The sequence below is a fragment of the Allobosea sp. genome (assembly GCF_017308075.1).
Lineage (GTDB): Bacteria > Pseudomonadota > Alphaproteobacteria > Rhizobiales > Beijerinckiaceae > Allobosea.
The window spans coordinates 261069-287338 of record NZ_JAFKFX010000027.1 but is presented as its reverse complement, the minus strand read 5'-3'; the positions used below and the strand labels follow the sequence as shown (position 1 = coordinate 287338).

Annotated in this window: 16 protein-coding genes and 1 tRNA gene; 5 read left to right on the top strand and 12 right to left on the bottom strand. The window is 69.4% G+C overall.

Annotated features, from left to right (window positions below; genetic code table 11):
- Positions 1-103 precede the first annotated feature (103 nt).
- The 3 genes from J0J10_RS09420 to J0J10_RS09410 all read right to left on the bottom strand — a co-directional run bounded on the left by J0J10_RS09420 (position 104) and on the right by J0J10_RS09410 (position 2462).
- Positions 104-1708, bottom strand: a complete 1605-nt coding sequence (locus J0J10_RS09420; RefSeq protein WP_291646229.1) for a site-specific integrase — start codon at positions 1706-1708, stop codon at positions 104-106.
- 100 nt (positions 1709-1808) lie between these two features.
- Positions 1809-1884, bottom strand: a tRNA-Ala gene (locus tag J0J10_RS09415).
- A gap of 173 nt (positions 1885-2057) precedes the next feature.
- The gene (locus J0J10_RS09410) at positions 2058-2462 is read right to left on the bottom strand and encodes a TIGR02300 family protein (RefSeq protein ID WP_291638474.1); all 405 of its coding nucleotides are present in this window, start codon (positions 2460-2462) and stop codon (positions 2058-2060) included.
- A 331-nt stretch (positions 2463-2793) separates the two neighbouring features.
- Between J0J10_RS09410 and cmk the strand changes: the two genes are divergently transcribed.
- Both cmk and J0J10_RS09400 read left to right on the top strand, forming a co-directional pair.
- Positions 2794-3420, top strand: coding sequence for a (d)CMP kinase (cmk, locus tag J0J10_RS09405; protein WP_291638504.1), 627 nt, complete (start codon positions 2794-2796; stop codon positions 3418-3420).
- A gap of 216 nt (positions 3421-3636) precedes the next feature.
- Positions 3637-4449 carry a DUF1194 domain-containing protein gene (locus J0J10_RS09400; RefSeq protein ID WP_291646228.1) on the top strand — a complete coding sequence of 271 codons (813 nt, stop codon included), beginning with the start codon at positions 3637-3639 and terminating at the stop codon, positions 4447-4449.
- 32 nt (positions 4450-4481) lie between these two features.
- On the opposite strand, the gene J0J10_RS09395 is transcribed toward J0J10_RS09400, so the two are convergent.
- Positions 4482-5678 carry a multidrug effflux MFS transporter gene (locus J0J10_RS09395; RefSeq protein WP_291646227.1) on the bottom strand — a complete coding sequence of 399 codons (1197 nt, stop codon included), beginning with the start codon at positions 5676-5678 and terminating at the stop codon, positions 4482-4484.
- Positions 5679-5889: 211 nt separating this feature from the next.
- Positions 5890-7299 carry a sodium:proton antiporter gene (locus J0J10_RS09390; RefSeq protein WP_291646226.1) on the bottom strand — a complete coding sequence of 470 codons (1410 nt, stop codon included), beginning with the start codon at positions 7297-7299 and terminating at the stop codon, positions 5890-5892.
- A gap of 223 nt (positions 7300-7522) precedes the next feature.
- Between J0J10_RS09390 and J0J10_RS09385 the strand changes: the two genes are divergently transcribed.
- Positions 7523-8311 (top strand): class II glutamine amidotransferase, encoded by a 789-nt coding sequence (locus J0J10_RS09385; protein ID WP_291646225.1) that lies wholly within the window; start codon positions 7523-7525, stop codon positions 8309-8311.
- A 64-nt stretch (positions 8312-8375) separates the two neighbouring features.
- Complete coding sequence (hrpB, locus tag J0J10_RS09380; protein ID WP_291646224.1) at positions 8376-10886, top strand: ATP-dependent helicase HrpB; 2511 nt, start codon at positions 8376-8378, stop codon at positions 10884-10886.
- Between the two features lie 65 nt (positions 10887-10951).
- Here the strand turns inward: hrpB and J0J10_RS09375 are convergent, their stop codons facing one another.
- Positions 10952-13093 (bottom strand): transglycosylase domain-containing protein, encoded by a 2142-nt coding sequence (locus J0J10_RS09375; protein ID WP_291646223.1) that lies wholly within the window; start codon positions 13091-13093, stop codon positions 10952-10954.
- A 313-nt stretch (positions 13094-13406) separates the two neighbouring features.
- Between J0J10_RS09375 and J0J10_RS09370 the strand changes: the two genes are divergently transcribed.
- Positions 13407-13802, top strand: coding sequence for a DoxX family protein (locus tag J0J10_RS09370; RefSeq protein ID WP_291646222.1), 396 nt, complete (start codon positions 13407-13409; stop codon positions 13800-13802).
- A 101-nt stretch (positions 13803-13903) separates the two neighbouring features.
- Here the strand turns inward: J0J10_RS09370 and trxA are convergent, their stop codons facing one another.
- From trxA to J0J10_RS09340, 6 genes are all read right to left on the bottom strand, one after another.
- Positions 13904-14224, bottom strand: coding sequence for a thioredoxin (gene trxA, locus J0J10_RS09365; RefSeq protein WP_291638482.1), 321 nt, complete (start codon positions 14222-14224; stop codon positions 13904-13906).
- Between the two features lie 110 nt (positions 14225-14334).
- Positions 14335-17811, bottom strand: coding sequence for a double-strand break repair helicase AddA (gene addA / locus J0J10_RS09360; protein WP_291646221.1), 3477 nt, complete (start codon positions 17809-17811; stop codon positions 14335-14337).
- Entirely contained in the window at positions 17808-20912 is a 3105-nt protein-coding gene (gene addB / locus J0J10_RS09355) for a double-strand break repair protein AddB (protein WP_291646220.1), read from the bottom strand. The genes addA and addB overlap by 4 nt, the downstream gene beginning before the upstream one ends.
- A 5-nt stretch (positions 20913-20917) precedes the next feature.
- The gene (locus tag J0J10_RS09350; RefSeq protein WP_291646219.1) at positions 20918-21652 is read right to left on the bottom strand and encodes a nucleotidyltransferase family protein; all 735 of its coding nucleotides are present in this window, start codon (positions 21650-21652) and stop codon (positions 20918-20920) included.
- Between the two features lie 169 nt (positions 21653-21821).
- The gene (gene tsaE, locus J0J10_RS09345) at positions 21822-23447 is read right to left on the bottom strand and encodes a tRNA (adenosine(37)-N6)-threonylcarbamoyltransferase complex ATPase subunit type 1 TsaE (protein ID WP_291646218.1); all 1626 of its coding nucleotides are present in this window, start codon (positions 23445-23447) and stop codon (positions 21822-21824) included.
- A complete protein-coding gene (locus J0J10_RS09340) occupies positions 23444-25924 on the bottom strand; it encodes a sensor histidine kinase (RefSeq protein WP_291646217.1) in 2481 nt (826 codons plus the stop codon). Before J0J10_RS09340 ends, tsaE begins: the two co-directional genes overlap by 4 nt.
- Positions 25925-26270 lie beyond the last annotated feature (346 nt).

Here is a 26270-nt window from a genome sequence, read left to right as displayed (position 1 = left end):
GGGATGCCTGCGCCACGCTCACTCCGCGGTCCTTGATCAGGCGGACCGCCTCGATCTTGAACTCACGCCCAAACTGTCTTCGCTGCATATGCCACCTCCCGCTTCATGAAACACCCAATCTCGGTGTCCACGAAACCGGCAGCAGGCCATCGCGCAGCCCATCCCGGAAGCTGTGTCGGAAAGAGTGGAAGTTCTTGCGACTGTCCTTGATCCCGACCTTGTCGAGAAAGATGGCGAAAAACTTGCTGAAATTGTCGGAGATGTAGCCCGTGCTCGCGGTGGTCAGCTCGGGGAAAAGCCGCGCCTTCGCTGGCTGCGTCTTCCTGACTGCGGCGACATGGTCGAGGAAGCCGAGCCGCTTCAACTCGGGATGGATCGGGACGAAGCGGTGACCGGCTGCGGTCTTGACCCGCTTCACGCCATCCTCGTCGGACCGGACCAGAATGATGTTCGTGCCATCGTCGATCACGATATCATCCTCGCTGAGCTGGCAGACCTCGTTGAGGCGCATCCCCGAATAGAGTGACACCAGCGGGACCCAGAAGCGCCCCCTGCGCGGCCGATTGGGTCCGGGCCGATTATACCCCGCCCCGTCGTCGACACAGCCGCTGTAGAGCGGCGCTGCGAAGATGGCGTTGAGGTCCTCGACCGCAAAAGGAAGCCGCTTGTCCTTGCGCTTCACGCCGTCGCTGGCGAGCCTCAGGCCGGTCGCCGGGTTCTTTTCGATGATGTGCTCCGCGACGGCGAAGTCGAGCAGCGAGACGAAGGCGCTCATGTAGCTGTTGGCGGTCGTGACCGACATCGGCGCTAGCTCCTTCGCCTTGGCGATCTCCAGGACCTCGGTCAGCTTTTTCTTGGAGAAGCGCTTTGTCGCGTTGGAGGGCAGCGCCTTGACCGTGTCGAGGAGTTTGCGTGCCTGCTCTCGGCCGATGGCGGAGACCAGCGTCTTCCCGCCGATCACGTCCTTGAACAGCCGGGCCTGGGCATCCTGCTTGAGTTTCGTCTTGGGCGAAGGCGCTGCTCGCGTCGGGTCGGCGTTGTAGCGCTTGATCAGATCGGCGAGCGTAACGGTGGAGATTGCAACGGGTTTCAATTCCGTCGCGGCGGACAGACCGTGGAAGTTCGGGTTGAGCATCACGCCCGCGCCTCCCGTCACCCGATTGAGCAGGCGCTTCTCACGCTCGATCATCGCGGCGTGGACGGCTCGCGAGAGCTTCGCTCGCCATGCCGGTTCGACCGAATCACTTCCCGGGAAGAGGCCAGCCTCCGCCAACAGCTTGTCGACCTCTTCTCGAACGGTGGCCGAGACCTCATCGAACCGCTCGACATGAGCGAGATCCTCGCTGAGGTTCTGGATGACCTCTTCGTCTCCGATCTCGACCGGACGGGTGACACCTGCCCTCTCTTGCTCGACGAACCATCGGGTCGCCAATGCCCAGACCTGTTCTTCCGTCAGGGTGAGCTGAGCGGCCGTGGCGCCCCGGGCTGCCGCGCGCTGTCGCTCCAGAGCCGCGCGGGCATCGTCGAACTCGGCTTCGACCTTGATGCGCTCGATGCGAACCCGGCGCTTGGCCTCTGTCCCATCGGAGGTCTTCAAAGACCGCCTGATCTCCCCCTTGCCGATGATCGGCCTTAGCGCGTCCGGCACCCGGACCCGGAGCCACCAAATATTGCCACGCAGGAGGAGGTGTTCGGAGCGGCGCGCCATCAGGTTCGCTGTGCGTTGTGGACCAGAAATGTGGACCAAACAGCACGCCAAGCCGCTGCAATCAAACGATTTTTCGGAAGATCAACGACTTAGTAGGAGATGGTGGAGCCAGGCGGAATCGAACCGCCGACCTCTTGAATGCCATTCAAGCGCTCTCCCAACTGAGCTATGGCCCCACTATCGCAGCCACCTTGGGGAGCGGCTGGAATTCTCTTATCGCCGGCTCCGGTGGAGCCCTGCGCCTCGTCGCGGCAGCGACGAAGCGCTCTATAGGCAGGCTTTCGCCTGGACACAAGCCCGAATGTGAAGCGCGTCCCGCTTTTTCATTCGGGCCTGGAAAAAGGGCGCCTCAAGCGTCCTCGTCACCCTCGATGTCGCCATCGATCAGGTCGGAGACGTCGTCGTCGCCTTCCTCGTCCTCTTCCAGGAAGGTGTCGTCATCGTCGGCGCTGCTGCCGTCGTCTTCGATCTCGATATCGTCGTCGCTGGTGACGACAGCCTCCTTCTCGGAGGCTTCCGCATCGGCCTCGTCGAGCGAGACGAGCTCGACCGCGCCGTCGCCGGCCTCGGTCTCGTCCTCGTCATCGCTCGGCTTGGCTGCGGCAACGGCCGCCGCCTTGGCCTGCGGTTCGAACACCGAACGCGGATAGGATTGCCCGGTATAGGGGGAGACGATCGGATCCTTGTCGAGATCGTAGAATTTGCGGCCTGTCACGGGACAAACGCGCTTGGTGCCAAGTTCCGGTTTCGCCACGGCGTCGGACTTTCGAGTTACGTGCGGAAAGGGTTCTGAAAAGCAGGGGCGTCCGTTAGTCGGGCAGGGCGCGCCTGTCAAATACTGATTTCTCCCATGCCGGCGGGCGGCCCGCATGCCGCAAAACCACCCGGCCCCGACGCGCGGGCTCGGGCAAGAAAAACGGCTCCCCCTTGCCCGCACCATGCTCTAGAGCAGGAGATGAAAAGCGAAGGCCGGCGCTGCTGAAGCCGGCCCCCCGCGCCGCCGGCCTGCCGAGAACCCAGAGACGCCCGTGACCCTGCCGCAACAGCCCATTCAGACGAGCGTGACCGCCGGTCTCGCCGCGCCTCTGGTGATCGCGGTCGATGGCCCGGCAGCCTCGGGCAAGGGGACGCTGGCGCGTCGGCTCGCCGCGCATTTCGGCCTGCCTTATCTCGATACCGGGCTGCTCTACCGAATGGTGGCGCGGGCCATGCTCGATGCCGGGCAGGACCTGAACGATCCGCAGGCCGCGGCGGCGACCGCGGCCGGCTTCGACGAGAGCGGCTTCGACGAGGACCGGCTGCGCGGTCGCGAGATCGGCGAGGCCGCGTCGGTGGTCGCCGCGATTCCGGCCGTCCGCCGGGCTCTCATCGATCGGCAGCGCCGCTTCGCCGCCGCTCCCGGCGGAGCGGTGCTGGACGGGCGCGACATCGGCACGGTGATCTGCCCGCAGGCGACGGCGAAGCTCTTCGTCACGGCGACGCCGGAGGTCCGCGCGGCGCGCCGGCACAGGGAACTGGCGGGCCGTGGCGACACGGCGTCCTTCGAGGGCATTCTCGCCGATATCCGCCGGCGCGATGCCAGGGATAGCGGTCGCGGCGATGCGCCGCTGAAGGCGGCCGAGGACGCGATCCTGCTCGACACCTCGGCGCTGGGCGTCGACGAAGCCTTCGCCGCGGCACTCGCGATCGTCGAGAAGCGCCGCGCCGCCTGACGGCGATCATCTGCGCCGGAGCAGTATCGGGAGCACCGGCCGGTTCGCGAAGCTGGATCACATTTGCGGGAACCCGCCCCTGAGTGCCCAGCTTTCCTGCTTGGCGGCGCTGGAAACTCGGAGCAGACTTCCTTCACATTCGTTTGAAGCCGGCCTTCGCCCGAATCATCTTCGCGTTCCGGCGTCACGCTTCGACGGCAGATGATGGAGGTGACGATGCGGCCCTGGCTGTTCGGTCTCTTGAGTCTCTCGGCCGCGGCGTTGTGGCCGGCCACCGCGCCCGAGGCCCAGCCGGCTGCGTCCCCGCCCGAGGAGGTCGATGTCGCGCTGGTCCTGGCCGTCGACGTCTCCTATTCGATGGATCTCGACGAGCTCGCCTTGCAGCGCAACGGCTATATCGAGGCCTTCCGCTCGCGCCAGTTGCACGAGGCCATCGCCAAGGGCTCGATCGGCAAGATCGCGGTGACCTATTTCGAATGGGCCGGCGGCGATTTCCAGCACATCGTCAAGCCCTGGACGGTGATCGAATCGCCGCAATCGGCGATCGCCTTCGCCGAGGAGCTGGGCGAGGCGCCGACACGGCGTGGCCGGCGGACCTCGATCTCGGGCGCGATCGATCTCAGCATGGCCCTGCTCGAGCAGAGCAATGTCGTCGCCATGCGCCGGGTCATCGACATCTCCGGCGACGGCGCCAACAATGACGGCAGGCCGGTGACCCAGGCCCGGGACGCCGCCCGCGACAAGGGCATCAGCATCAACGGCTTGCCGGTTATGCTGAAGGCGGCGAGCTATTTCGACATCGACAATCTCGACGTCTATTACGAGGACTGCGTCATCACCGGCGTCGGCGCCTTCGTCATCCCGATCCGCGAGCGCCACCAGTTCGTCGACGCGACCCGGACCAAGCTGGTCCGCGAGATCGCCGAGGTCCCCGCCGGCGAGGCCCTGCTCCAGAAGGCGCAGTCCCGCCCGCCCAGGGTCGGCTGCATGGCCGGGGAGCGGCAATGGCGCGACCGCATGGGCAATTAGCGGCTGCGGCTTTGCCCGGCCTGGCAGCGCCTTCAGCGCTTCTGGGCGCGGGTCGCCGCGCTGGCGCGGAACAGCGCCAGCGCCGCCACGCCGATCGCCGACATCACCAGCGGCAGCGGCAGGGCCGACGCCTTGAGGAGGTGGCCGACGAGCAGGCCGACACAACCCGAGAGCAGCATCTGGCAGAGCCCGGTGAAGGAGGAGGCGGCACCGGCCCGGTCCGGAAAGGGCATCATCGCCGCCGCCTGCGATTGCGGCATGGTCAGCCCGACGCCGCAGGCATAGACCGCCATCGGCATGATCACGCCGAACGGCCCGCCGAAGCCGCTGGCGACGCAGACCAGCATCGCAATGCCGCCGCCGGCGAGGCAGGCGACGCCGAGCGCGATCACCCCGTCGAGACCGCGGGGCCCGACCAGGCGCTGGGCCAGGATCGTCCCGAGAATGTAGCCGAGCACCACGCAGCCGAAGGACAGGCCGTAGACCGGCGGGGTCAGGCCGTAGATTCCGATCAGGACGAAGGAGGAGCCGGAGATGAAGGAGAAGAGCCCGGCATAGGCGAGCGAGGTCAGGCTGACATAGACGCGGTAGGCCGGGTTCTGCAGCAGCACGCCAAAGCCGCGGAAGATCGCGAACAGGGACAGCTTCTCCGGCGAGCGCCGGCGGATCGTCTCGGGCATGATCGTCGCGACCACGGCGAGCACGGCGAGCCCGACGAGCAGCGTCGCGATGAAGGTCGAGCGCCAGCCGAAGGCGTTCTGCAGCAGGCCGCCGACGACCGGCGCGACGGCCGGCACCAGACCCATGATCATCCCCATCCGCGCCAGCTCGCGGCCGGCGCGCGGCCCGTCATAGAGATCGCGGACCATGGCGCGGCCGAGCACGATCGGCCCGGAGGCGCCGAGCGCCTGGGCGAAGCGCGCGCCGATCAGCGCCTCGATCGAGGGCGCGAAGGCGCAGGCGAGCGTCATGACCAGGAAGAGGCCGAGGCCGATCAGCAGGACGGGTCGGCGCCCGAGTCGGTCGGAGAGCGGGCCCCAGACGATCTGGCCGGCGGCGAAGCCGAACAGGAAGGCCGAGAGCGTCGCCTGGGCGCCGGCGATGTCGGTGCCCAGCGCCCGGGCGATCTCCGGCAGCGAAGGCAGGTAGAAATCGGTCGAGAGCGGGCCCAGCGCGGTCAGCATGGCGAGGACGGCGGTCATCGCCAGCGTGTCTGGGCGCAAGGTCATGGAGCGGCTCTCTGATCGGTCAGCGACGGTTTAGACGATGTCGCTGCAGGGAGGAACCGCGACCTCGTTCCGGCGCGGCCGGAGGCCGGGCCGGAACCCATGGCCAAAGCCCGACCCGATAGGCGCTGATCGGCTCGGGCCGTTCGGCGGCCTTGGCGGATATGGGTTCCGGGCCCATGGCTTCGCCATGTCCCGGAATGACGGCCGCGCCTCAGCGGAAGAAGATCAGCGTCTGCAGCAGGAAGATCGGGATCAGGATGCCGCCCGACCAGGCCATGTAGCCGAAGAAGCTCGGCATCGCGACCTTCCGGTCCTTGGCGATGGCGTAGACCATGAAGTTCGGGGCGTTGCCGATATAGGTGTTGGCGCCCATGAACACGGCTCCGGCCGAGATCGCGGTCAGCGTCAGCGCGCCCGTGGTCATCAGCGCCTTCGCATCGCCCCCGGCCAGCTCGAAGAAGACGAGATAGGTCGGCGCATTGTCGAGGAAGGAGGAGAGGATGCCGGTCAGCCAGAAATAGGCGACGTTGTTGGCGCTGCCATCGGCATTGCTGACCATGGCGACCAGCGAGGAGAAGGCGCCGTCCTTGCCGGCCTGCAGCATCGCCAGCACCGGGATGATGCAGGTGAAGATGCCGGCGAACAGCTTGGCGACCTCCAGGATCGGGCCCCAGCTGAATTCGTTGCCGGCGCGCACCGGCTTTGGCGTCAGCTTCAGCGAAAGCAGAGCAAGGCCGAGCAGGATCGCGTCGCGCACGATGTTCTGCAGTTCGAGATGGACGCCCTGGATGGTGAAGACGACGCCCGGCTTCCAGTTCGCCGACATCAGGATGGCGAGGATGACGCCGAAAAGCAGCAGGATGTTGATCTTGCCATAGAGCTTGATGGCGCGGTCCGGCGTCGGATCCTTCAGTGCCGGCAGGCCCTCCTCCTTGCGGAACAGGAAGCTGTCGAGCGCATAGAACAGCGCGAGCAGGATCACGACAGCGAAGCTCGTCTCCGGCAGGAGATGCGTCGTCGTCCAGAAGAAGTTCACGCCGCGCAGGAAGCCCAGGAACAACGGCGGGTCGCCGAGCGGGGTCAGCGAGCCCCCGATATTCGAGACCAGGAATATGAAGAACACCACGACATGGACGTTGTGGCGGCGGTTGTCGTTGGCGCGCAGCAGCGGCCGGATCATGATGATCGAGGCGCCGGTCGTGCCGACGAAGCTCGCCATCGCCGTGCCGATCGCGAGCAGCGCCGTGTTGGTCGCCGGCGTGCCATGCAGATTGCCCATCACCAGGATGCCGCCGGCGATGGTGAACAGGGCGAAGAGCAGGATGATGAACGGGGTGTATTCGAGCAGGGCCGTGTGCAGCAGCGCGCCCAGCGCCGGCTCGAAGCCGCGCAGCAGCACCAGCGGCACCAGCAGCAGGAGCGCCCAGAAGGCGGCGAATTTGCCGTAATTATGCTCCCAGAAATGCGGGAACAGGATTGGTCCCAGCGCGATCGAGAGCAGCATGCCGGCGAAGGGCAGGGCCCAGGCGACGCTCATGGTCGCGCCGCCGATGTCGCCGGCGGCGAGCGCGCTTTGCGGAAACAGGCCGAACGCGAGCGCTGCGCCCGCTGCTGTCAGCATCGATTTCAAGATCGTCTCCCCCGCCCGCTTGGCGCGGAACTGCCTGCCCCACTGCGGTTGCTGGTTAAACGATGCCCGAAGGGGTCGCAACCGCCACCGCCGCGCTGGGCGGGGCGTGGACATGCCGTTAGCGCCTGCTCCAAAAAAGCCGTTATGGCGGCATTCATGCTTGTCGCGCAGATTGTCCTTGCGGCGTCCTGCCGCGCCTGATTCGGGGCCGCCCATGTGCCGTTTCCTCGCCTATGCCGGCGCGCCGGTGTTCCTGGAGGATCTCGTCGCCTCGCCCTGCCATTCGCTGATCCACCAGTCGCTGCATGCCGAGGAGGCCAAGACCGGCACCAATGGCGATGGTTTCGGCGTCGGCTGGTATGGCGAGCGGCCCGAGCCCGGCCAGTACCGCGAGATTCGCCCGGCCTGGTCGGACGAGAACCTGCTCTCGATCGCCCGCCTCGTCCGCTCGCATCTGTTCTTCGCCCATGTCCGCGCTGCGACCGGCACGGCCAGCACGCGGGCCAATTGCCACCCCTTCGTCCATGGCCGGCATCTGTTCATGCATAACGGCCAGATCGGCGGCTACGGCCTGATCCGGCGCCGGCTCGAGAGCCTGATTCCCGATCCGCTCTATGGCGCGCGCGTCGGCACCACCGATTCGGAGGTGCTGTTCCTGCTGGCGCTGGCGCGGATGAGCGAGGGCGCGCCGCCGGGCGAGGCGCTGGCCGGCGCGCTCGGCGACGCGCTCGCCCTGATGCAGGAGGCGGGCATCCGGGAGCCCTTGCGCTGTGCCGCCGCGCTCGCCGATGGCGAGACCATCCATGCCGTCCGCTGGTCCTCGGACGAGAAGCCACCGACGCTCTATCTCTGCGACCGTGGCGACGCCGTGGTGATCGCCTCCGAGCCGATCGATGCGGCGCGTGAGTGCTGGCAGGCGCTGCCCCGCAACACGCTGGTCTCGGCCCGCATCGGCGCGGTCAGCCTGCACCCCTTCGAGGTCGGGCTGCGCCGCGCCGCCTGAGGCGAGACGCCTATACGCGGCCGAAACGCTTGCGCAGGCGCTTGCCTCCGGGGCACATGCCGGCATGCGCAGCTTCGACACAGCCCTGCCGATCGACGCCGTCCTCGACGATCTGTCCGCCGCCTTGCGTGCGCGGCCGAACGCCGTGCTCGTCGCCCCGCCCGGCGCCGGCAAGACCACGCGCGTGCCGCTCGCCTTGCTGGACGAGCCCTGGGCCCAAAATGGCAGCAAGGGCGGCAAGCTGATCGTGCTGGAGCCGCGCCGGCTCGCCGCCCGCGGCGCCGCCGCCCGGATGGCGCAGACGCTTTGCGAGCGTGTCGGTGAGACGGTCGGCCTGCGTGTCCGCCTCGGCTCGAAGATCGGGCCGAAGACGCGCATCGAGGTCGTCACCGAAGGCGTCTTCGCCCGGATGATCCTCGACGACCCCGCGCTGGAGGGTGTCGCGGCGGTACTCTTCGACGAATTTCACGAGCGCTCGCTCGATGCCGATTTCGGCCTCGCTTTGGCGCTCGACGCCCAGGCCGGTCTGCGCGAGGATCTGCGCATCCTCGTGATGTCGGCGACGCTCGACGGCGCGCGGGTCGCGCGGCTGCTCGGCGATGCCGCGGTGATCGAGAGCCAGGGCCGGGCCTATCCCGTCGAGACGCGCTATCTCGGCCGCGACCCGCTGAAGCGCATCGAGGACCAGGTTACGGATGCCGTGCTGCTGGCGCTGAACGAGCAGCGCGGCTCGCTGCTCGTCTTCCTGCCTGGGCAGGGCGAGATCCGCCGGGTCGAGGAGCGGCTGCGCGAGAAGATTCGCGATCCTGCGGTCGAGATCGCGCCGCTCTATGGTGCGCTCGACCAGGCCGAGCAGGACCGCGCCGTGCTGCCGGCACCCAAGGGCCGGCGCAAGATCGTGCTGGCGACCGCGATCGCCGAGACCTCGCTGACCATCGAGGGCGTGCGCGTCGTCATCGATTCCGGCCTGGCGCGGGTGCCGCTTTACGAGCCCGATATCGGCATCACCCGGCTCGTCACCCAGCGCGCGAGCCGCGCTGCCAGCGACCAGCGCCGCGGCCGCGCCGGCCGCACCGAGCCCGGCATCTGCTACCGGCTCTGGGAGGAGGCCGGCAATGGTGCGCTCGAGGCCTTCGCCCGGCCGGAGATCCTCTCCGCCGACCTTGCCCCGTTGCTGCTCGACTGCGCCGCCTGGGGCGTCGCCGACCCCGCGACGCTCGCCTTCCTCGATCCGCCGCCCGCCCCGGCGCTGAAGGAAGCGCGGCTGCTGCTGAACGATCTGGAAGCGCTCGATCCCGACGGCCGCATCACTGCCTCCGGCAAGGCGCTGCAGGCGCTGCCGCTGCCGCCGCGCCTCGCCCATATGGTCACCGGCGCCGCCGGCTTCGGCGAGGCCGGGCAGGCGGCGTCGCTGGCCGCCCTCCTGGTCGAGCGCGGGCTCGGCGGCGATGCGATCGACCTCGCCGAGCGCCTGGAGCGTTTCGGGCGCGAGCGCGGCGGCCGCGCCGCCGACATGCGCCGCCTCGCCGAGGGTTGGGCGAGGCAGGTGCAGGCGAAGTCGTCGAGGAGCGAGGCAGGTACGCATTCGCCCGGTTTCCTGCTGGCGCTCGCCTTTCCCGACCGGGTCGCCAAGGCGCGCCAGCCGGGCTCGGGCCAGTATCTGCTCGCCAATGGCCGTGGCGCCGCCCTGGAGCCCGGCCAGCGGCTGGCGCGCGAGCCCTATCTGGTCGTTGGCGAGATGACCGGCAGCGCCGCTCAGGCCCGGATCCTCAGCGCCGCCGCGATCGTCGAGGCCGAGATCGCCGCGCTCGCTGCCTCCGGCCTGATCCGCACCCGCCTGTCGGAGCAGGCCGAGACCTCGTTCGATCGCGCCGCCAGGGCGCTGCGCGCCCGCGCCAGCCGGCGTTTCGGGGCGCTGATCCTGGCCGAGCGTCCCCTGACGGTCGAGGCGAGCGAGGAGAACGCCGTCGTCCTGGCAAAGGGCCTTGCCGGCCTCGGCATCGAGGTTTTGCCCTGGAGCAATGCGCAGGCGCAATTGCGCGAGCGCGTCGCCTTCCTGCGTGCGGCCGAGGGACCGGGTAGCGGCTGGCCGGATCTTTCCGATTCCGGGCTCGCCGAGGGCGCGGCGGACTGGCTTGCGCCGCATATCGTCGGTCGCACATCGCTCGCCTCGGTCACGCCGGGCGATCTCGACGGGGCGCTGGCCGAGCTATTGCCCTGGGATTTGAAGCGCCGGCTCGATGTCGAGGCGCCGACGCATTTCGCCGCGCCGACCGGCTCGCAGCTCGCCGTCGACTACGGCGCCGAGGCCGGGCCGACCATCTCGGTCCGGGTGCAGGAGCTGTTCGGCTTGGCCAGGCACCCGGCGCTGGCCGGCGGGCGCGTGCCTTTGGTGCTGGAGCTGCTTTCGCCGGCGCATCGGCCGATCCAGGTGACGCGCGACCTGCCGGGCTTCTGGCGCGGCTCCTGGGCCGCGGTGAAAGCCGAGATGAAGGGCCGCTATCCGCGCCATCCCTGGCCGGACGATCCAGCCGCCGCGCCGCCGACGACGCGGGCCAAGCCGCGCGGGACGTGAGGCATCGGCGACCTCGTCGTCTTTCCGGGGCAGGCCGATAGGTCTGAGCCCGGAATGACGATGTTCTACCCGCCGAACAGGCGCTCCAGGAAGTTCTTCTCCTGCGGCGGTGGCGGGACCCAAGCCCGATCGCCCTCGATCGCAGCTTGCGGCCGCGGCGCCACGCCGGCGACGGGCTCGCCCGGCTCGAAGATCGATTTCGGTCCGCTATGCCAGAGCCCGCCGGGCAGCGGCGCCGGTTGCAGGCCGGCATGGGCGGCCTTCATGAACTTGCTCCAGATATCGGCCGGCAGACCGCTGCCATAGACGCGCTTCATCGTGCTGTTGTCGTCATTGCCGAGCCAGACCGCCGTCACCAGCCGGGAGCTGAAGCCGACGAACCAGGCATCGCGGAAATCCTGCGTCGTGCCCGATTTGCCGCCGAGCTCCCAGCCTGGGAAATTGGCCTTGCTGCCGGTGCCGCGCACCATGGTCTCGTTGAACATGGTGTTCATCATCGAGAGAATCTGCGGCTTCACCACCTCGCCGAAGCCGGAGGCCTTGCGGGCGTAGAGCACCTTGCCGGAGAGCGATTTCACCTCGCGGATGACATAGGGCAGCACGCTCTTGCCGCCATTGGCGAAGGTCGCATAGGCGCTGGTCAATTCGATCGGCGTGACCTCGGAGGTGCCGAGCGCCAGCGAGGGGTTGGCCTGCAGCGCCGAATTGATGCCGAGGCGCTGCGCCACCCGGACCGCTTCCTTCGGGCCGATCTCCAGGTTGAGCTTGACCACCACGGTGTTGAGCGAGAGCGCGAAGGCGGTCTGCAGCGTCACCGGGCCGCGATAGGTGCGGCTGTTGTTTTCCGGCTGCCAGCCCTTGATCGAGACCGGCGAATCGTCGCGGATCGCATCCGGCGTCAGGCCGTTCTCCAGCGCCGCGAGATAGACGAAGGGCTTGAAGGCCGAGCCCGGCTGGCGCCGTGCCGCCGTCGCCCGGTTGAACTGGCTCTTGGTGTAGTCGCGCCCGCCGATCAGCGCGCGCAGCGCCCCGTCCGGCGCCATCGAGACGATGGCGCCCTGGCTGGCGTTCTGCTTGGCGCCCTGGGCGTTCAGAGTCTCGACCAGCATCGTCTCGGCGCTGGCCTGCAGCTTGGTGTCGATCGTGGTCAGGACGGTGACGTCGCCCTCGATCGCGCCGATGAAGTCGTCGAGCACGTCCATGACGTAGTCGGCGGCGTAGTTGACGGAGCCGGCGCCGGTGCGCTCGGCCGCCTCGGCCGGCGCGATCAACGCGCCCTTGGCCGAGGCCTGCGAGATCAGGCCCTGATCGGCCATCGCCGAGATCACCAGCTGGGCGCGCTTCTCCGCCGCTTCCGGATTGCGGTTTGGCGCCAGCCGCGACGGCGCCTGGACGAGGCCTGCGAGCATCGCCGCCTCGGCGATCGTCACAGAGCGTGCCGATTTGTTGAAATAGCGCTGGGAGGCGGCCTCGACGCCATAGGCGCCCGAGCCGAAATAGACCCGGTTGAGATAGAGCTCGAGGATCTGGTCCTTGGTGTAGGTCCGCTCCAGCCAGAGCGAGAGGATCGCTTCCTGGATCTTGCGGGCGGCGGTGCGTTCCTGGGTCAGGAACAGGTTCTTGGCGAGCTGTTGGGTCAGGGTCGAGCCGCCCTGGACGCCGCCGCGCTTCGTGACGTTGTTGACGACGGCGCGGGTGAGGCCGATCGGGTCGATGCCGAAATGCTCGTAGAAGCGCCGGTCCTCGATGGCGACGAAGGCTTTCGGCAGATAGGGCGGGACTTCGCCGAGCGTGATCGTCCGCCCGCCGGTCTCGCCGCGATTGGCGAGCAGCGAGCCGTCGGCGGCGAGGATCGCGATGTTCGGCGGCCGCTTCGGCACTGTGAGCTGGTCGATCGGCGGCAATTGCGCTGCGTGATAGGCGACGACCCCGCCGACTCCGAGCACGGCCCAGAGCCCGAGGACGAAGCCCCAATAGAAGATCCGGCCGAAGAAGGAGCGGCCCTTGCGGCGCGGCCTGCGGCCGCCACGCCCTTCGGTCTTCTGGCGGCGCGGTTGCTGGCGCGGTGCCACGGGGTTCTTTCCTCCGCGATAGGGGCGGTCCTCGGCCGATAGGCGCAATTCGCCGTCGTCGCGCTCGTAATTCTCGCGCGCAGGTTCGAATGAGGGCTCGCGCCGCTCTCCGTTCCGTCTCGACCGGTCGTTCATCCCGCCCCGTTCAGGCCCCATGGCCGGCGCGCGACAGGCGGCCGGCCAATTTCCAAACAGAATTTAAACATGGCGCTTTTAAGGGTCGGTTAAGCGCGCCGCGCGGCGGAATGCCGCCAAAGAGGCGAGTTTTCCGCACTGTGGCGGATTTGCCGCCGCCGTCCTTTGCTGCACTGCAAACGAAAATGTGAGTTGATCGCCCCTGAGCCGTCGCTGACAACCGCCTTGAGTGGTGAATCAGATATTTGCCAGCAAAGGCCGCCATTCGAATGGAATTTCTCTAATCTAGTCTCGAATAGGAAAGAATTTCTGCATGCCGACCCTGAGTTCGTTGAGCCGCTTTGCTCCGCATTCGCTTGCGCTGTTGCGCATCGTCACGGCGCTGACCTTTTTCACTCATGGCACCCAGAAGCTCTTCGCCTTTCCGGTCGCGCCCTCCTGGGGCATGCCGGCCGCCTTCAGCCTGAGCTGGACCGCGGCGGTGCTCGAAGTCGTCGGCGGCGCGCTGCTCGCGGTCGGCTTCCTCACCCGCCCGACCGCCTTTGTCCTGTCGGGGCTGATGGCCGTCGCCTACTGGATGGCGCACGCGCCCAAGAGCTTCTACCCGCTGCTCAATGGCGGCGAGCCGGCCCTGCTGTTCTGCTTCATCTTCTTCTACATTGTCTTCGCCGGCCCCGGCTCCTTCGCGCTCGACAACCGCAAGGGCTGAGGCTTCTCGCCTCGCTCCAGCCGGAATGACGGCGCGCTTGGAACAGAAGAGGCCCGCCTTCCCTGGGGAAGGCGGGCCTCTTTCACTGCAGCTGCAAAGGATCAGACCGCGGCCGAGATCCAGCGCGAGAGATCGCTCTTCGGGGCGGCGCCGACCTTCTGCGAGGCCAGCTTGCCGTCCTTGAACAGCATCAGGGTCGGGATCGAGCGGATGCCGAACTGGGCCGGGATCTGCTGGTTCTCGTCGACATTCATCTTCACGATCTTGACCTTGCCGTCGAGCTCGCCGGCGATCTCCTCGAGTGCCGGGCCGATCATCCGGCAGGGACCGCACCACTCGGCCCAGAAATCCACCACCACCGGCTGGCTCGACTTGAGGACATCGGCCTCGAAGCTCGCATCGGTCACTTTCGTCGTCGCCATGGCTGTCGCCTTTTCGATTTGCGAGACGGCTTTCGCGCCGCCATTCGTTCCGGAAGCTATGAACCGACGCCGCCAGGGTCAAGGCTGGCTCGCCTCACGATCAAGCAGGTCTACCCTGCCAAATTCGCCAGAACGGCATCGAGTTCCGTCGCGCTCGGCTCGAGCACGGTGAGGTTTGCCGTGTAGATCGCCAGCGCTCTGACAGTCCGGCCCGGATAGATCTCGCCGACCAGGCGCCGGTAGACGGCGAGCTGCGCCAACGTCGTCGCGGGCAGGGAGGCGGCGTCCTTCGGCGCCCGCGCCGCCGTCTTGAAATCGGCGATCAGCACCTCGTCATCGGTCGCCGCGAGCCGATCGATCCGGCCGATCACCGGGCGCACCTGCCCGCCGGGCAAGACGACCTCGCCGGCGAGCGGCGCTTCGGCGAGGCTGCCCGGCGCGAACAGCGCCGCCAGCTCCGGCCGTGCGATCAGCGCCAGTGCGTCGGCGCAGATGCGCTGGCGGCGCTCGGACGAAAGATTTGCACCGCGCGCTTCCGCCAGAGCGCGGGCGGTTTCGCCGCGCCTTTCGGGCGGCACCTCCGGCAGGATCTGGAGCAGGAGATGCGCCAGGCGTCCGGCCGCCGCCGCTTCGGCGAGGAACGGGCCGTCGGCCGGACGGGCCGCGGCGTCGGCGGCGCCCAGCGCGTTGGAGGGCCGCAGCGGCGGCAGCGCTTCCTGCTCCGGCGGGGCGGAGCGGGCGAGCCAGGCCGGGGCGATGGCGCCGGCCTGCGTCGCCTGCGTCTCGGCTTTAGGCTGCGCCTGCGGCTGCGAGACCATGAAGCGCCGGACTGTGCCATCGCCATCGGGCGCCGCGACCTCGCCGAGCCCGCTCGTCGAGCCAGAGAGCCCGAGCTCGGCCATGGCGTACCAGGAACCCTCCGGCGCCTCGCCCTTGGCCTGTACGCCGCAGAGGATCAGCCGCTCCTCGGCCCGCGTCATCGCGACATAGAGCAGGCGGTGATGCTCCTCGATCATCTGCGCGACGATCTCGTCCTTGGCGCCGCGGGTCGCGCTGGAATCGCCGGCCCTGGCCGGCGCCCAGATCGGCACCGGCACGCCGCCCGGCGTCTCGACGCCGATCAGCTTCGGCAGGCGCCGCTCGCCGGGCGCGACGCCGAGATCGGCGAGGATGACGAACGGCGCCTCGAGCCCCTTCGAGCCATGCACCGTCATCACCCGGACCTCGCCGGCACTGGCCGAGAGATCGCGCTTCACCTGCGTTGCGACCGCACCGATATGGTGCAGGAAGCCGGCGAGCGAAGGCCCGTAGCGCCGCTCATGGTCGAGCGCGGCGCTGAGGAAGGCGTCGAGCGCGTCGCCCGCCTCCGGCCCGAGCCGTGCCAGAGCGAGATTGCGCCCGCCGCCGGGGCCGAGCAGCCCGGCGAAGAAGCGGAACGGGCCGTTGCGCCCGGCATCCTCGCCGAGTTCGGTCAGCTTGGCCTCGGCAGAGGCATAGCGCGGCTCGCTCTCTGCGGCCTGGCGTAGCGCCTCGCGCAGCGAGCCTTGCCGCTCCGGGGCAAAGCGCAAGAGGTCGTCGTCGCCCAGCCCGAACAGCGGCGTCTTCAGCGTGATCGCCAGCGAGAGATCGTCCTGCGGCAGCAGGATGGCGCGGCCGAGCGCGACCAGATCCTCGATGGCGGGATGCTCGGCGAGCGTCAGCCGGTCGCGCCCGGCGACGGGCACGCCGGCATCCTTCAGCGCCTTGACGATCGCCTCGAACAGCGCCCCGCGCTGGCGCAGCAGGATCATCACGTCGCCCGGCTTGAACGGTCGGCCGAGATCGTCATGGCCGGCCTCTTTCCAGCGCTTCAGCACCTCGGCGATGCGCGCGGCGAGCTTGACCAGCCCCGAGCGGCGCTCCGGCGCATCGACCGGCGTCGTCCAGGCATCGGGCTTGTTGCCGGCATCGTCGGCAGAGATCGGCCAGAGATCGACCGCGCCGATCGCCGCCTGCCTGACCGTATCGTGCCGCTCCGGCCCGGCACCGCCGTCGAAGACGAGGCCGCGCCAATGCGCCTGCGGTGCGAAGACGGCGTCGACCGCCTGCATGATGTCCGGCGCCGAGCGGAAGGAGGTGTTGAGGCTGATCGGAGCGAAGCGCTGGCCGGCCGCGTCCAGCCGCTTGCCCAGCCGGGCGCGTTCCTCGCCGAAATGCCGCGGCGCCGCGCCCTGGAAGCCGTAGATCGACTGCTTCTCGTCGCCGACCACGAAGACTGTGCGCGGCCGCGCCTGATCACGCGCGCCCTCGCCGGCGGAGAACTCCTCGGCGAGGCGGCGCAGGATCGCCCATTGCGCCGCGCTGGTGTCCTGCGCCTCGTCGAGCAGGATGTGGTCGATGCCGGCATCGAGCTTGTAGAGCGCCCAGGCCGGGTCGACCCGGTCGAGCAGCGAGCGCGTCTTGCCGATCAGATCGTCATAGTCGAGCAGCGAGCGCTGTGCCTTCAGCCGCTGATAGGCGGAAAGGATATGCGTCACCAACACGGCGAGCGCATTGCTGCGCTCGCGCACGGCGATGGCGTTGAGCTGCTCGATCGCACGCAGCAGGCAGCCGGCGACGGTGTCGAGCGCCTCGTCGAGATGGGCCGGCAGGGCGCTGTTGCCCTTGCCCCGGACATGCTGGCTGACCGTGCCTTCGAGGGTCAGGATGCCGGCCCGGCAGGCCGCGACCGGGTCGATCCCGGCTTCCGTCGACAGCGCGAGCCGCAGCGCCGCCGCCGCCTTCTGCCGCGTCGCGCTGCCGGCGTCGAAGCTGTCGATCAGCGCCGAGATACCGCCGATGGCCGCCAGCTCCGCCCCGAAGCGCTGCTGCACCGCCTCCGGCGTCAGCTCCGTCGCGATGCCGAGGAAGGCGGCGACGCCCGCTTCCATCTCCTCCGGGCTGCGCGCCCGGCCCAGGCCGTCATTGAACAGCGCGCGCTGGTGCAGCGCCTCGCGCATGATCTGGTCGAAACTATCCTGCGCCGCCTCGCGCGCCATGAAACGCAGCGCCCGCGCCTGCGGTCCGCTGGGGTCGGCGGCGGTGGTCGCGAGCAGGTCGCGCCTGGCATCGCGCATCAGCTCGTCCTGGGCGAGATCGTCGGCGACCTCGAAGCGCGCCGGCACGTTCGCCTCGAAGGGCGCGCTCTGCAGAACGCGGGTGCAGAAGGCGTGGATCGTCTCGATCTTGAGGCCGCCCGGCGTCTCCAGCGCCTGCGCGAACAGCCGCCGCGCCCGGGCGAGGCCGGCAGCGCCGGGCGCCTGCCCGGTCAGCTTCGCCAGGGTTGCGCGTAGCGCTTCGTCATCTGCTACGGCCCATTCCGAGAGCGCACGGAACAGCCGGTTCGACATGTTGGCGGCGGCGGCCTTGGTATAGGTGATGCAGAGCATCCGCCCGGGCGCGACCCCGTCGAGCAGGAGCCGCAGCACCCGGTTGACCAGCACATGCGTCTTGCCCGAGCCGGCATTGGCGGCCACCCAGGCGCTGAGATCGGGTTCGGCCGCCAGCGCCTGATTGGCCTTCGTCAGCGCAGGGATCACCCAGCCGGAAGGGGTGGCGTGGGCACTCATGCCTCGTCTCCCGTCTCGGAGCCGAGGCCGGGCGCGGCCGACCATTCCTTGACCCGCGCGAGCTGATCATAGGGGCTGGCATATTTGATGTAGGCCGGCGCCCGCCGCGAGACATAGGGCTCCTTGCCGGCCCGCAAATCCGAAAGATGCGCGAGCAGATGCGCAAGATGGCGGGCGGTGACGTCGGCCTGGCTCTCGTCCTTGAAGGCGAGCTTCTTGTCCTTCTGCCAGCTCTTCGGGTCGTGGCCGAGCTTCAGGTACATGAGCGCCTCGACAGGCGCGGCCCTGACGGTGGGCGGAAAGCCGTGGCGCAGCGCAAGCTCGGCTTCGAGCGTCAGTTGCGGGGCGAAGCCGAGCCTGACCTGCTCGTCGCTCGGCGGCGCGCCGGTCTTGAAGTCGATGATCCTGAGCTTGCCTTCGCGCGTCACCTCGATCCGGTCGGCGCGGCCGGTGAGCAGGATGCCGCCGCCGCCCGGCAGGGGAAACTCGCCTTGGGTGTCGTGCTCGACCGCGACCCTGGCGAGCTCCGGCCGCCGCCTCTCCTCCCAGCCGACGAAGTTCTCCACGATCATCAGGAAGCGCGGCCACCAGAAGGCACGCACCTCCGGCGTCTCGTCGAAGGCACGGAACATCCGCTCGCCGATCTCGATCAGGCTGGCGGCGGCGCCGGCCGGCATCTGCTCGGGATAGGTCTGCGCGAACTCGGCGACGATGTCGTGCAGGAGGGAGCCGCGATCGGAGGCGCCGGGGTCCTCCGCCATTTCCGGCAGGGCGTCGAGCTTCAGGATCTTGCGAGCGAACAGCGCATAGGGGTCGCGATAGAGCGTCTCGACCTCTGTGACGCTGAGCCGCTTCGGATGCAGATGCGACGCTGGCACCGGTTTCGGGCGGCTCGCCGGCGTCGCCCGCGCCGGGGCGCTGAGCAACCCGGCCCAGCCGATCAGCTCGCGGCCGCGCGCCTCCGCCGCCTGCCAGGCATCGGTCGGAGTCACCGCCTTCAGGCGCTGCCAGAAGCGCGAGGGGATGGTCTCCGCCTCGCCGGCCTTGCGGGCACGGGTCAGCGTCACCTTGCCCGCCAGCGCCGCCTGGACGAAGTCATGCGCGGTCTGGCCGATGCGCCGTTCCGGCGAGGTCAGCCCCAGCTCGGCACGCATCGGCCGGTTCAGGAAGGAATCGGTCTGTGTCGTCGGCGGCCAGACGCCTTCGATCAGCCCGCCGAGCACGACATGTTCGGCTTCGAGCAGGCGGGCCTCGAGCAGGCCCCAGATCTTCAGGCGGGGATGGCCGGGCTCGCGCCTGACCACCGCGCGCTCGTCGATCAGCCCGGAGAGGATCGCGATCCAGTCGCGCGCCCGCCCTTCCGTCGGGGCCTCCGCCAGCGCGGCCTCGATCTCGTCGAACAGCGCGGCCAGCGCCTCGCCATCGGGGCCGCGGAAGACCAGAGAACTGCCGCTCTCGTCGCTGCCGAGTGCCGCGACGGCGGCGCGGGCGGCTCCCGCGACCTCGGCGAGCACCGGCTCGCGCCGGGCGAGCGCCGTTGCCAGAGGCGCCAGCGCTGCGTCGAGGCGCGCGAGCACCTGCTCGGCGGCGGCGCGATCCTCCGGCGTCAGCTTGCGACGCGGGCGCGGCGCATGCTTGGCATCGATCAGGTCCTCGATCCCGGCAAAGGCCCGGTGCAGCCCGTCAAGGCCGCGGCCGACCGTCTCGCCGCGCCAGCAGCCGATCTCCAGCGTCGCCGCACCCTGGCGCAGCACGGCTTCGCTGAGGCCGAGCCGGCAGAGCGGGTGCGCCAGCAGGGCGACGATGCCGGCCGGCGCGAACTCCGTCGCGACGGCGTCGAGGACGAGGCGCAGCAGCGCCCCGGCCGGCCAGCGCCCGAGCGGCAAGCCGGCGGAATCGTCGGCGACGATGCCCCAGCGCCGAAGCTCGATCGCGACGCGCTCGGCGAGGCCGCGATCCGGCGTGATCAGCGCCGCGCGCTCGCCCGGCCGTTCGAGGGCCTCGCGCAAGGCGAGCGCGGCGATGAGCGCCTCCTCGCGCTCGTCGGCGGCTTCGACCACGCGCAGGCCGGCGAGTGCCGTGTCCGCGCCGGGCGCGGCGGCGATGCCGGCCCAGCCATCGGTGACCGTCGCCGGCAGCATCGCCTGCCGCAGCAGATCACGCCGGGCGGCAAGCGCTTCGGCTGGCCGGGCGAGACTCTCGACCTCGTCGCGGCCGGCGCCGATCACCTCCAGGAGATGATGCAGGGCGGCCTGCGGATGCGAGGGCGCGGGCTCCCCGGATATCGCCCGCCAGGCTGGCTCCGGCAGCGCCTCGTCGAGATCGGGCAGCACCACCGCGCCGTTCGGCAGACGGGCGATCGTGGCGAGCAGTCGCGCCGTGGCCGGCACCGTGCCGGTCGAGCCGGCGGCGATCACCGGGCCGGAGAGGCCGCCGGCCTCGAGGCGCCGGCGCTCGGCCTCGAGCATGCGGTTGCGAAAATCGGCCGGGTCGCATTCGCCGCGCTCGGCCAGGATCGCCGGCCAGGTCTCGGCGACGATATCGAGGAAACGGGCGTTGAACTGCCAGATCTCGTCGAAGCGGGCGGCGTCGAGGCCACGTAGCCGCTCGGGCGAGACGCCCTCGGTCTGCATCTGGTCGAGCAGGCCGGCGAGGTCGCCGGCGAGGCCCCAGGCCTCGGCGAGCGTCGAGGGCACCAGCGCCGGCTCGGCCGGATCGAGCCGCAGATGCTGGCGGTTGGCCGCCTTGCCCCATTGCGCGATCAGCCGGGCCAGGATCAGCCGGCGTTGCAGCGGTTCGATCGGCGCGACGCGCGCCAGCATCTCGCCGGAGCCGGCGATCAGCGCCGTCTCGGCCTCGTCGACATCGCCAAGAGGCACGATGCGCGGCAGGAGCAGCGGCCGGCCGCCGAGTTTTTCCGACAGGATCGCCGCGAGGGCGCGGGCGGCGCGTTGGGTCGGCAGATAGAGCGTCGTGCGCGACAGCGCCGTCGGGTCGGCGGGGTCATGGGCCTTGCCGAAGCGCCCGGCCAGCAGCGCCTCCGCCAGCACGGCCAGGAAGGGCGCGCCGGCCGGGATGCTGAACAGGTTGAGCCCGGCCATGCCGCTCAGGCCCGATGGGCGGCGTAGGCGGCCTCGGCGAGCGGGATCGCCTCCGGCGTGCCGACATGCAGCCAGCGCCCGTCGAGCTCATGGCCGAACAGCCGGCGGGCCGCGATCGCCCGGTCGAACAGCAGGTTGAACGAGAACGAGCCTTCCGGCGTGTCGGCGAAGAGCTCCGGCTTGATGATCGCGACGCCGGCATAGACGAAGGGAGCGCTGGCGGCCTTGCCGCGCCGTGCCAGCCGACCCTCTGCATCGCGGAAGAAATCGCCGGCGCCGTCGAAGCCGACGCTCCCCGCGCGCTCCGAGAGCAGCAGCAAGAGGTCCATCCGGGCCGGGTCCCAGGCCGCAGCCATGGCGGACAGGTTGGAGATGCCGTTCTCGCTCCACAGCGAGTCGGCGTTGACGCTGAAGAACGGCTCGGTTCCGAGTTCGGGCAGCGCCTTCTTGGCGCCGCCGCCGGTTTCCAGCAAAAGGCCGCGCTCGTCGGAGATCACGATCTGCGGCCGCTCGCGCGCCGCGAGATGGTCTTCGATGCGCTCCGGCAGATGGTGGACATTGACCACCGCCCGCTCGACGCCGGCTTCCGCCAACCGGTCGAGCGCATGGTCGAGCATGGTTTTGCCGCCGATAGCGACCAGCGGCTTCGGCAGGGTGTCGGTGATCGGGCGCATGCGCTTGCCGAGCCCGGCCGCCAGCACGATCGCCCGGCGGATCGGCGGCGTTGTCGTCTGCGTCAAGCGAATCTCCTGGCCGTTCGGCATGTCCAGCCTATCAGCCATGCCGGCGGGATTCGCTCAAGTCCTGCGGCCTCAACCAGCGCCGTCATTCCGGCCGCAGCGAAGCGGAGCGCCGGAATCCATCGTAGCGAGATCGGTCAGCTCGGCTGTTCGCCGGATTCGGCGGCTGTCACGGTTCTTCGGGTGGCGACTTGGCCGGCGCTCCGGTTTCTGCCTCCGGCTCGGCCTCGGCCGATGCTTCGGCGGGCGCTTCCTGCGTGGCGAACAGCTTCGGCAGATGCGCCTGGTACCAGGCCTTCAGCTCGGCCAGCGCCGGATGCTCGAGATCGCGGCGCAGATAGGCCTCGATCCGGGGCAGGTGCTTCAGATAGCCCGGCTTGCCGTCGCGCTTGTCGAGACGGGCGAAGATGCCGGCGATCTTGGTATTGCGCTGCGCGCCGAGGATCGCATAGGCGCGGGCGAAGCCGGCGAGATCGAACGCCGGGTCGTTGCCGCGCCGCGCCCCGGCATAGGCGGCGAGCAGCTTCAGCTCCAGCGCTGCCGGCACGTCGATGCGCGCATCCTGGCCGAGCGAGACCAGGTCATAGGCGGGATGGCCGAGCACAGCATCCTGGAAGTCGATCAGTCCGAGCCGGGCATGGCCGACCCGGTCGGGCAGCCAGATCAGGTTCGGCGAGTGGTAGTCGCGCAGCGTCCAGGTCGCCGGCGTCGCGAAGACCTCGTCGAACAGCCTGTCCCAGATCCGCCCGAACTCGGCCCGCGTCACTGCCGGCAGCGTCACTCCGGCGATGTGCGGGGCATACCAGTCGAGCACCAGCTCGGTCTCGATCGCCAGCGCCTCGCGGTCGTAATCGGGGATGACATGGTCGCGCGCCTCGGCCACCGGCAGGATGGTTGGCAGGGCGTGGCGGTGCAGTTCGGCGAGCAGCCGTGCCGCGGCCTCGTAGCGCTCCGGGATCGGCCCGTTCTCGTCGATCACCAGGCCGGGCCCGAGATCCTCGATCAGCAGCAGGCCGGTCGAGAGGTCCTGGGCCAGGATCTGCGGTGCCGAGAGGCCGAGCGAGCGCAGGCCCTTGTCCATCGCCACGAAGGCGTCGACCGTCTCGGCGAGATGGGCGATGGCGCTATAGGGCTTGCCCTGCCGGATCGCCGGACCGTCCGGGCGCGGCGGCGAGATCATCAGGATCGCGGTCTCGCCGTTTTCCCGCGTCAGCCGCTCATAGGCCCGGCTCGAGGCGTCGCCCAGCATGAACTGGCGATCGGCATCGCTCCAGCCGGCGGCGTCGATCATCCGGCGCGCCCCGATGGCGATGGCGAGCCGGGCGCGCCAGAGCACGCCGCCCGACAGGGTTGCGATCCGCCCGGTCTCAGGGTTCTCCGGATCGACCTCGATGACGATGTCGAGGCGTCGCCCGGCCGGCAGGCGCGCCCCGGCGCGGTCGGGCCATTCGACCAGGGTGATCGCCCGCTCCAGATCCTCGATCAGCCCGAGATCGTCGAGCTCGTCGGGGCTGCGCACGCGGTAGAGATCGGCATGGAGCAGCAGGCTCTTCGGGGCGTCGTAGCTCTGGACCAGGGTGAAGGTCGGGCTCGGTGCCTCGAGTTCCGGATCCTCGGCCAGCCGCCGCAGCATCGCCCGGGCGATCAGTGATTTGCCGGCGCCGAGATGGCCGGAAAGCGCGACGATGTCGCCGGTCCTGAGGATGTCGGCGATGTCGCGCGCCAGCCTGGTCGTCGCGGCTTCGTCGTTGAGGACCAGGGTATGCGTGCCCGCCTTGGCGGCTTCCTCGCTCATTCCGCAGCGTCCGAGATGCGCATGCCCTCGGGCGGGAAGACGGCGGTGACGCGAGTGCCGGCGCCCGGCGCCGATTCCAGCTCGATCCGGCCGCCATGCAGCTCGACGATCGAGCGGACGATCGACAGGCCGAGACCGACGCCGCGATGGCGCGAGCCCAGGGAATGGCTCTCGAACCGGTCGAACACCTTCTCCTTGACCTCGTCCGGGATCCCACGGCCGTCATCGGCCACGGTGATGCGGATTTCGCCGCCGACGCGTCCGGCGCTGATCCGGATGGTCTGGCCCGGCTGCGAGAAGCCGATGGCGTTCGAGATCAGGTTGAACAGGATCTGGCGCAGGCGCTTGCCGTCGGCCCGCAGCGGCCCGGTCTGGGGCGCGATCTCGACCTGCAGCTTGAGCTTGCTGTCGGTGAGCCGGTCCTGCAGCCCGGTCGTCGCCTGGGCGATCGTCTGCGCGACGTCGACCTCATCGAGATTGAGCGCCAGCGCGCCATTGTCGATCGAGGCGAGGTCGAGAATGTCGTTGATGATGGCGAGCAGCGCGCCCGAGGAGCGCACGATGTGGCCGGCATAGTCGCGCTGCTTCTCGTTGAGCGCGCCGATCGTTTCCTCGCCCAGCAATTGCGCGAAGCCGATGATGTTGGTGAGCGGCGAGCGCAGCTCGTAGGAGACGTGATGGACGAACTCCTCGCGCAGCCGCGAGGCCTTCTCCAGCGCCTCGTTGCGCTCGGTCAGCGCCCGCTCGACATTCACGCCTGCGGTGACGTCGGCGAAGGTGATCAGCGTCGCGCCGTCCGGCAGCGGCGCCGCCGAGCAGTCGAGCACCGTTCCGTCACGCCTCGCCATGTGACAGCGGTAATCCTCGCGCGCATCGCGCACGCCGGCGACCGCACTGCGAATCTCGGTCCAGACCGCATCCTCCGGGAAGAGCGGCCGGCACAGCCTGACGACCTCGTCGATATGGGGCGCGCCGACGGTGCGCTCCGGCGCGAGCTTCCAGAGCTGCGAGAAGGCGGGGTTGGAGAGTTTGAGGCGGCCGTCGGAGCCGAACACCGCGACGCCCTCGCGCAGCGAATCCAGCGTCTCGCGCTGGGTGCGCGAGAGGGCGTTGAAGCGCGATTCCAGGGTGAAGCGCTCGGTCTCGTCGTCGAAGAGATAGGTCACGCCGCCCTGCGGATGCGGGCTCGCGACGACGTGGATGGTGCGCCCGTCGGGCAGATACCACCAGTCCTCGCTGGCGCGGGTCGCTGTGTAGGCGGCCTGCACGCCGGCCTTCCAGCTGCGGTAGTCGCCGAGCTCGGGCAGGCGGCGCTCGGTGCGCAGCCGGTCGAGGATCTCGCCATCGCTCGGCCGGCTCTCCAGGAAGCTCGGATCTAGCGACCACAGCGTCTCGTAGCCGCTATTGTGGTAGACCAGTCGCTGCGAGGCGTCGAAGACCGCGACGGCGGTCTTCAGCCGGTCGAGCGTGCCCACATGCGCATCCATCTGGCGCTGCAGATCGGCGCGTACCGCCTCGAGCTCGCTCATATCGGTGGCGATGCCGGCGAAGCCCGAGGGGGTCGGCGTTTCCAGAATGTCGACGATGCGGCGCTGGCCGGCGATCACGACCGGAGCCCGCACCGTATAGGGACGGCCCTCCTTGCGTGCCCGGGCGGCGGCCTCGCGCTCCGAGCGGTCGAACAGCTCGAGCCCGTTCTTGACCACTGCGTCGCCATCCGCCGCTTCGACCGCGCGGGCATAGGCCGCGTTGGCCCAGCTCAGCCGGCCATCGCTGCCGCGGGTCCAGACCGGCTGGGGCAGGCCTGCGAGCAAGGTCGCCAAGGTCGCCTGGTCGGAGCTGACCCGGACGAGCTCGTCCTGCAGGGTCAGTGTCCGGGCGCGTTCGCCGCTGGCCTCGCGCAGGCGGATCACGGCGCGGCCGGCGACCGGTCGTCCTTCCGCGTCGACATATTGCCCGCCCTTGGCCCGGAAGGTGAAGGCGAAGGCCTCGCCGCGTTCCTTCAACGCTTCTGTCGCGAGCTCCATCCGCTTGGCGTCGGCGGGCGGTGCCCAGGAGCCATAGGCCAGCGCCATCGCCGAGCCGTTGACGCCGAGAAATCCGCTATCGCCCTCGAAGACCGGATTGGCGCCGGGGCCGTCCCAGCTCAGCACCACCTGCGGATCGGCCGCGAGCAGGGCGGCGAGCCGTTCCTGATGCCCGCGCGCCGCTTCCAGCCCGGCGGCGAGTTCGCTCTCGCGCCGCTGCCAGCGCGAGCGCTCGTGGACATAGAAGAGCGAGGTGGTGGTGGCGAAGACCACGAGGCCGGTGAACATCAGCGAGAGGAGGCCGGCGCTCAACGTGGTGCCTTGCAGCGCGAACAGCGTTTCGGCCTGCGCCAGGGCAGGGCTCGGGTTGATCCCGCCGGCCAGGCCGGCCAGGACCAGGCGAGATGCCGTCCCGTCCAATCTGCGCCCCAACTGCCTTGCACGTCTCATCATCGCTTCCGTCATCTCGTCAGTCCGGCCTCGATTGGCCGAAATCGGATAGGGAGACCGCCATTGCAAACGCGCGCCGCGGCCTTGGAAAGAATCCACGCCGCAACGCCGCAAAGCCACCAGTGAACGAAATCCGGCCGCGACCCGCCTGGGCGGTCTAGGGCTCGAATCACTGCCACTCTACTCATCGGGAGAGTCCGGCAGGAAGTGCTTAATCGACGGTAAAGTCGGATCGGGCGGCGCAGCCCCGAAACGGGACGGCCGGGAGCGGGGCCGGCCAGGACCGGAGCACGGTGCTTTCGCGGTGCACGACCGGATCATTTTCGCCGGTGCCGCGTTGTCGGCT

Coding starts and splice junctions, on each gene's coding strand:
- J0J10_RS09420 (WP_291646229.1), bottom strand. CDS start 1,708: ATGGCGCGCCGCTCCGAACACCTCCTCCTGCGTGGCAATATTTGGTGG.
- J0J10_RS09400 (WP_291646228.1), top strand. CDS start 3,637: ATGCGGCCCTGGCTGTTCGGTCTCTTGAGTCTCTCGGCCGCGGCGTTG.
- J0J10_RS09395 (WP_291646227.1), bottom strand. CDS start 5,678: ATGACCTTGCGCCCAGACACGCTGGCGATGACCGCCGTCCTCGCCATG.
- J0J10_RS09390 (WP_291646226.1), bottom strand. CDS start 7,299: ATGCTGACAGCAGCGGGCGCAGCGCTCGCGTTCGGCCTGTTTCCGCAA.
- J0J10_RS09385 (WP_291646225.1), top strand. CDS start 7,523: ATGTGCCGTTTCCTCGCCTATGCCGGCGCGCCGGTGTTCCTGGAGGAT.
- hrpB (WP_291646224.1), top strand. CDS start 8,376: ATGCGCAGCTTCGACACAGCCCTGCCGATCGACGCCGTCCTCGACGAT.
- J0J10_RS09375 (WP_291646223.1), bottom strand. CDS start 13,093: ATGAACGACCGGTCGAGACGGAACGGAGAGCGGCGCGAGCCCTCATTC.
- J0J10_RS09370 (WP_291646222.1), top strand. CDS start 13,407: ATGCCGACCCTGAGTTCGTTGAGCCGCTTTGCTCCGCATTCGCTTGCG.
- trxA (WP_291638482.1), bottom strand. CDS start 14,224: ATGGCGACGACGAAAGTGACCGATGCGAGCTTCGAGGCCGATGTCCTC.
- addA (WP_291646221.1), bottom strand. CDS start 17,811: ATGAGTGCCCACGCCACCCCTTCCGGCTGGGTGATCCCTGCGCTGACG.
- addB (WP_291646220.1), bottom strand. CDS start 20,912: ATGGCCGGGCTCAACCTGTTCAGCATCCCGGCCGGCGCGCCCTTCCTG.
- tsaE (WP_291646218.1), bottom strand. CDS start 23,447: ATGAGCGAGGAAGCCGCCAAGGCGGGCACGCATACCCTGGTCCTCAAC.
- J0J10_RS09340 (WP_291646217.1), bottom strand. CDS start 25,924: ATGAGACGTGCAAGGCAGTTGGGGCGCAGATTGGACGGGACGGCATCT.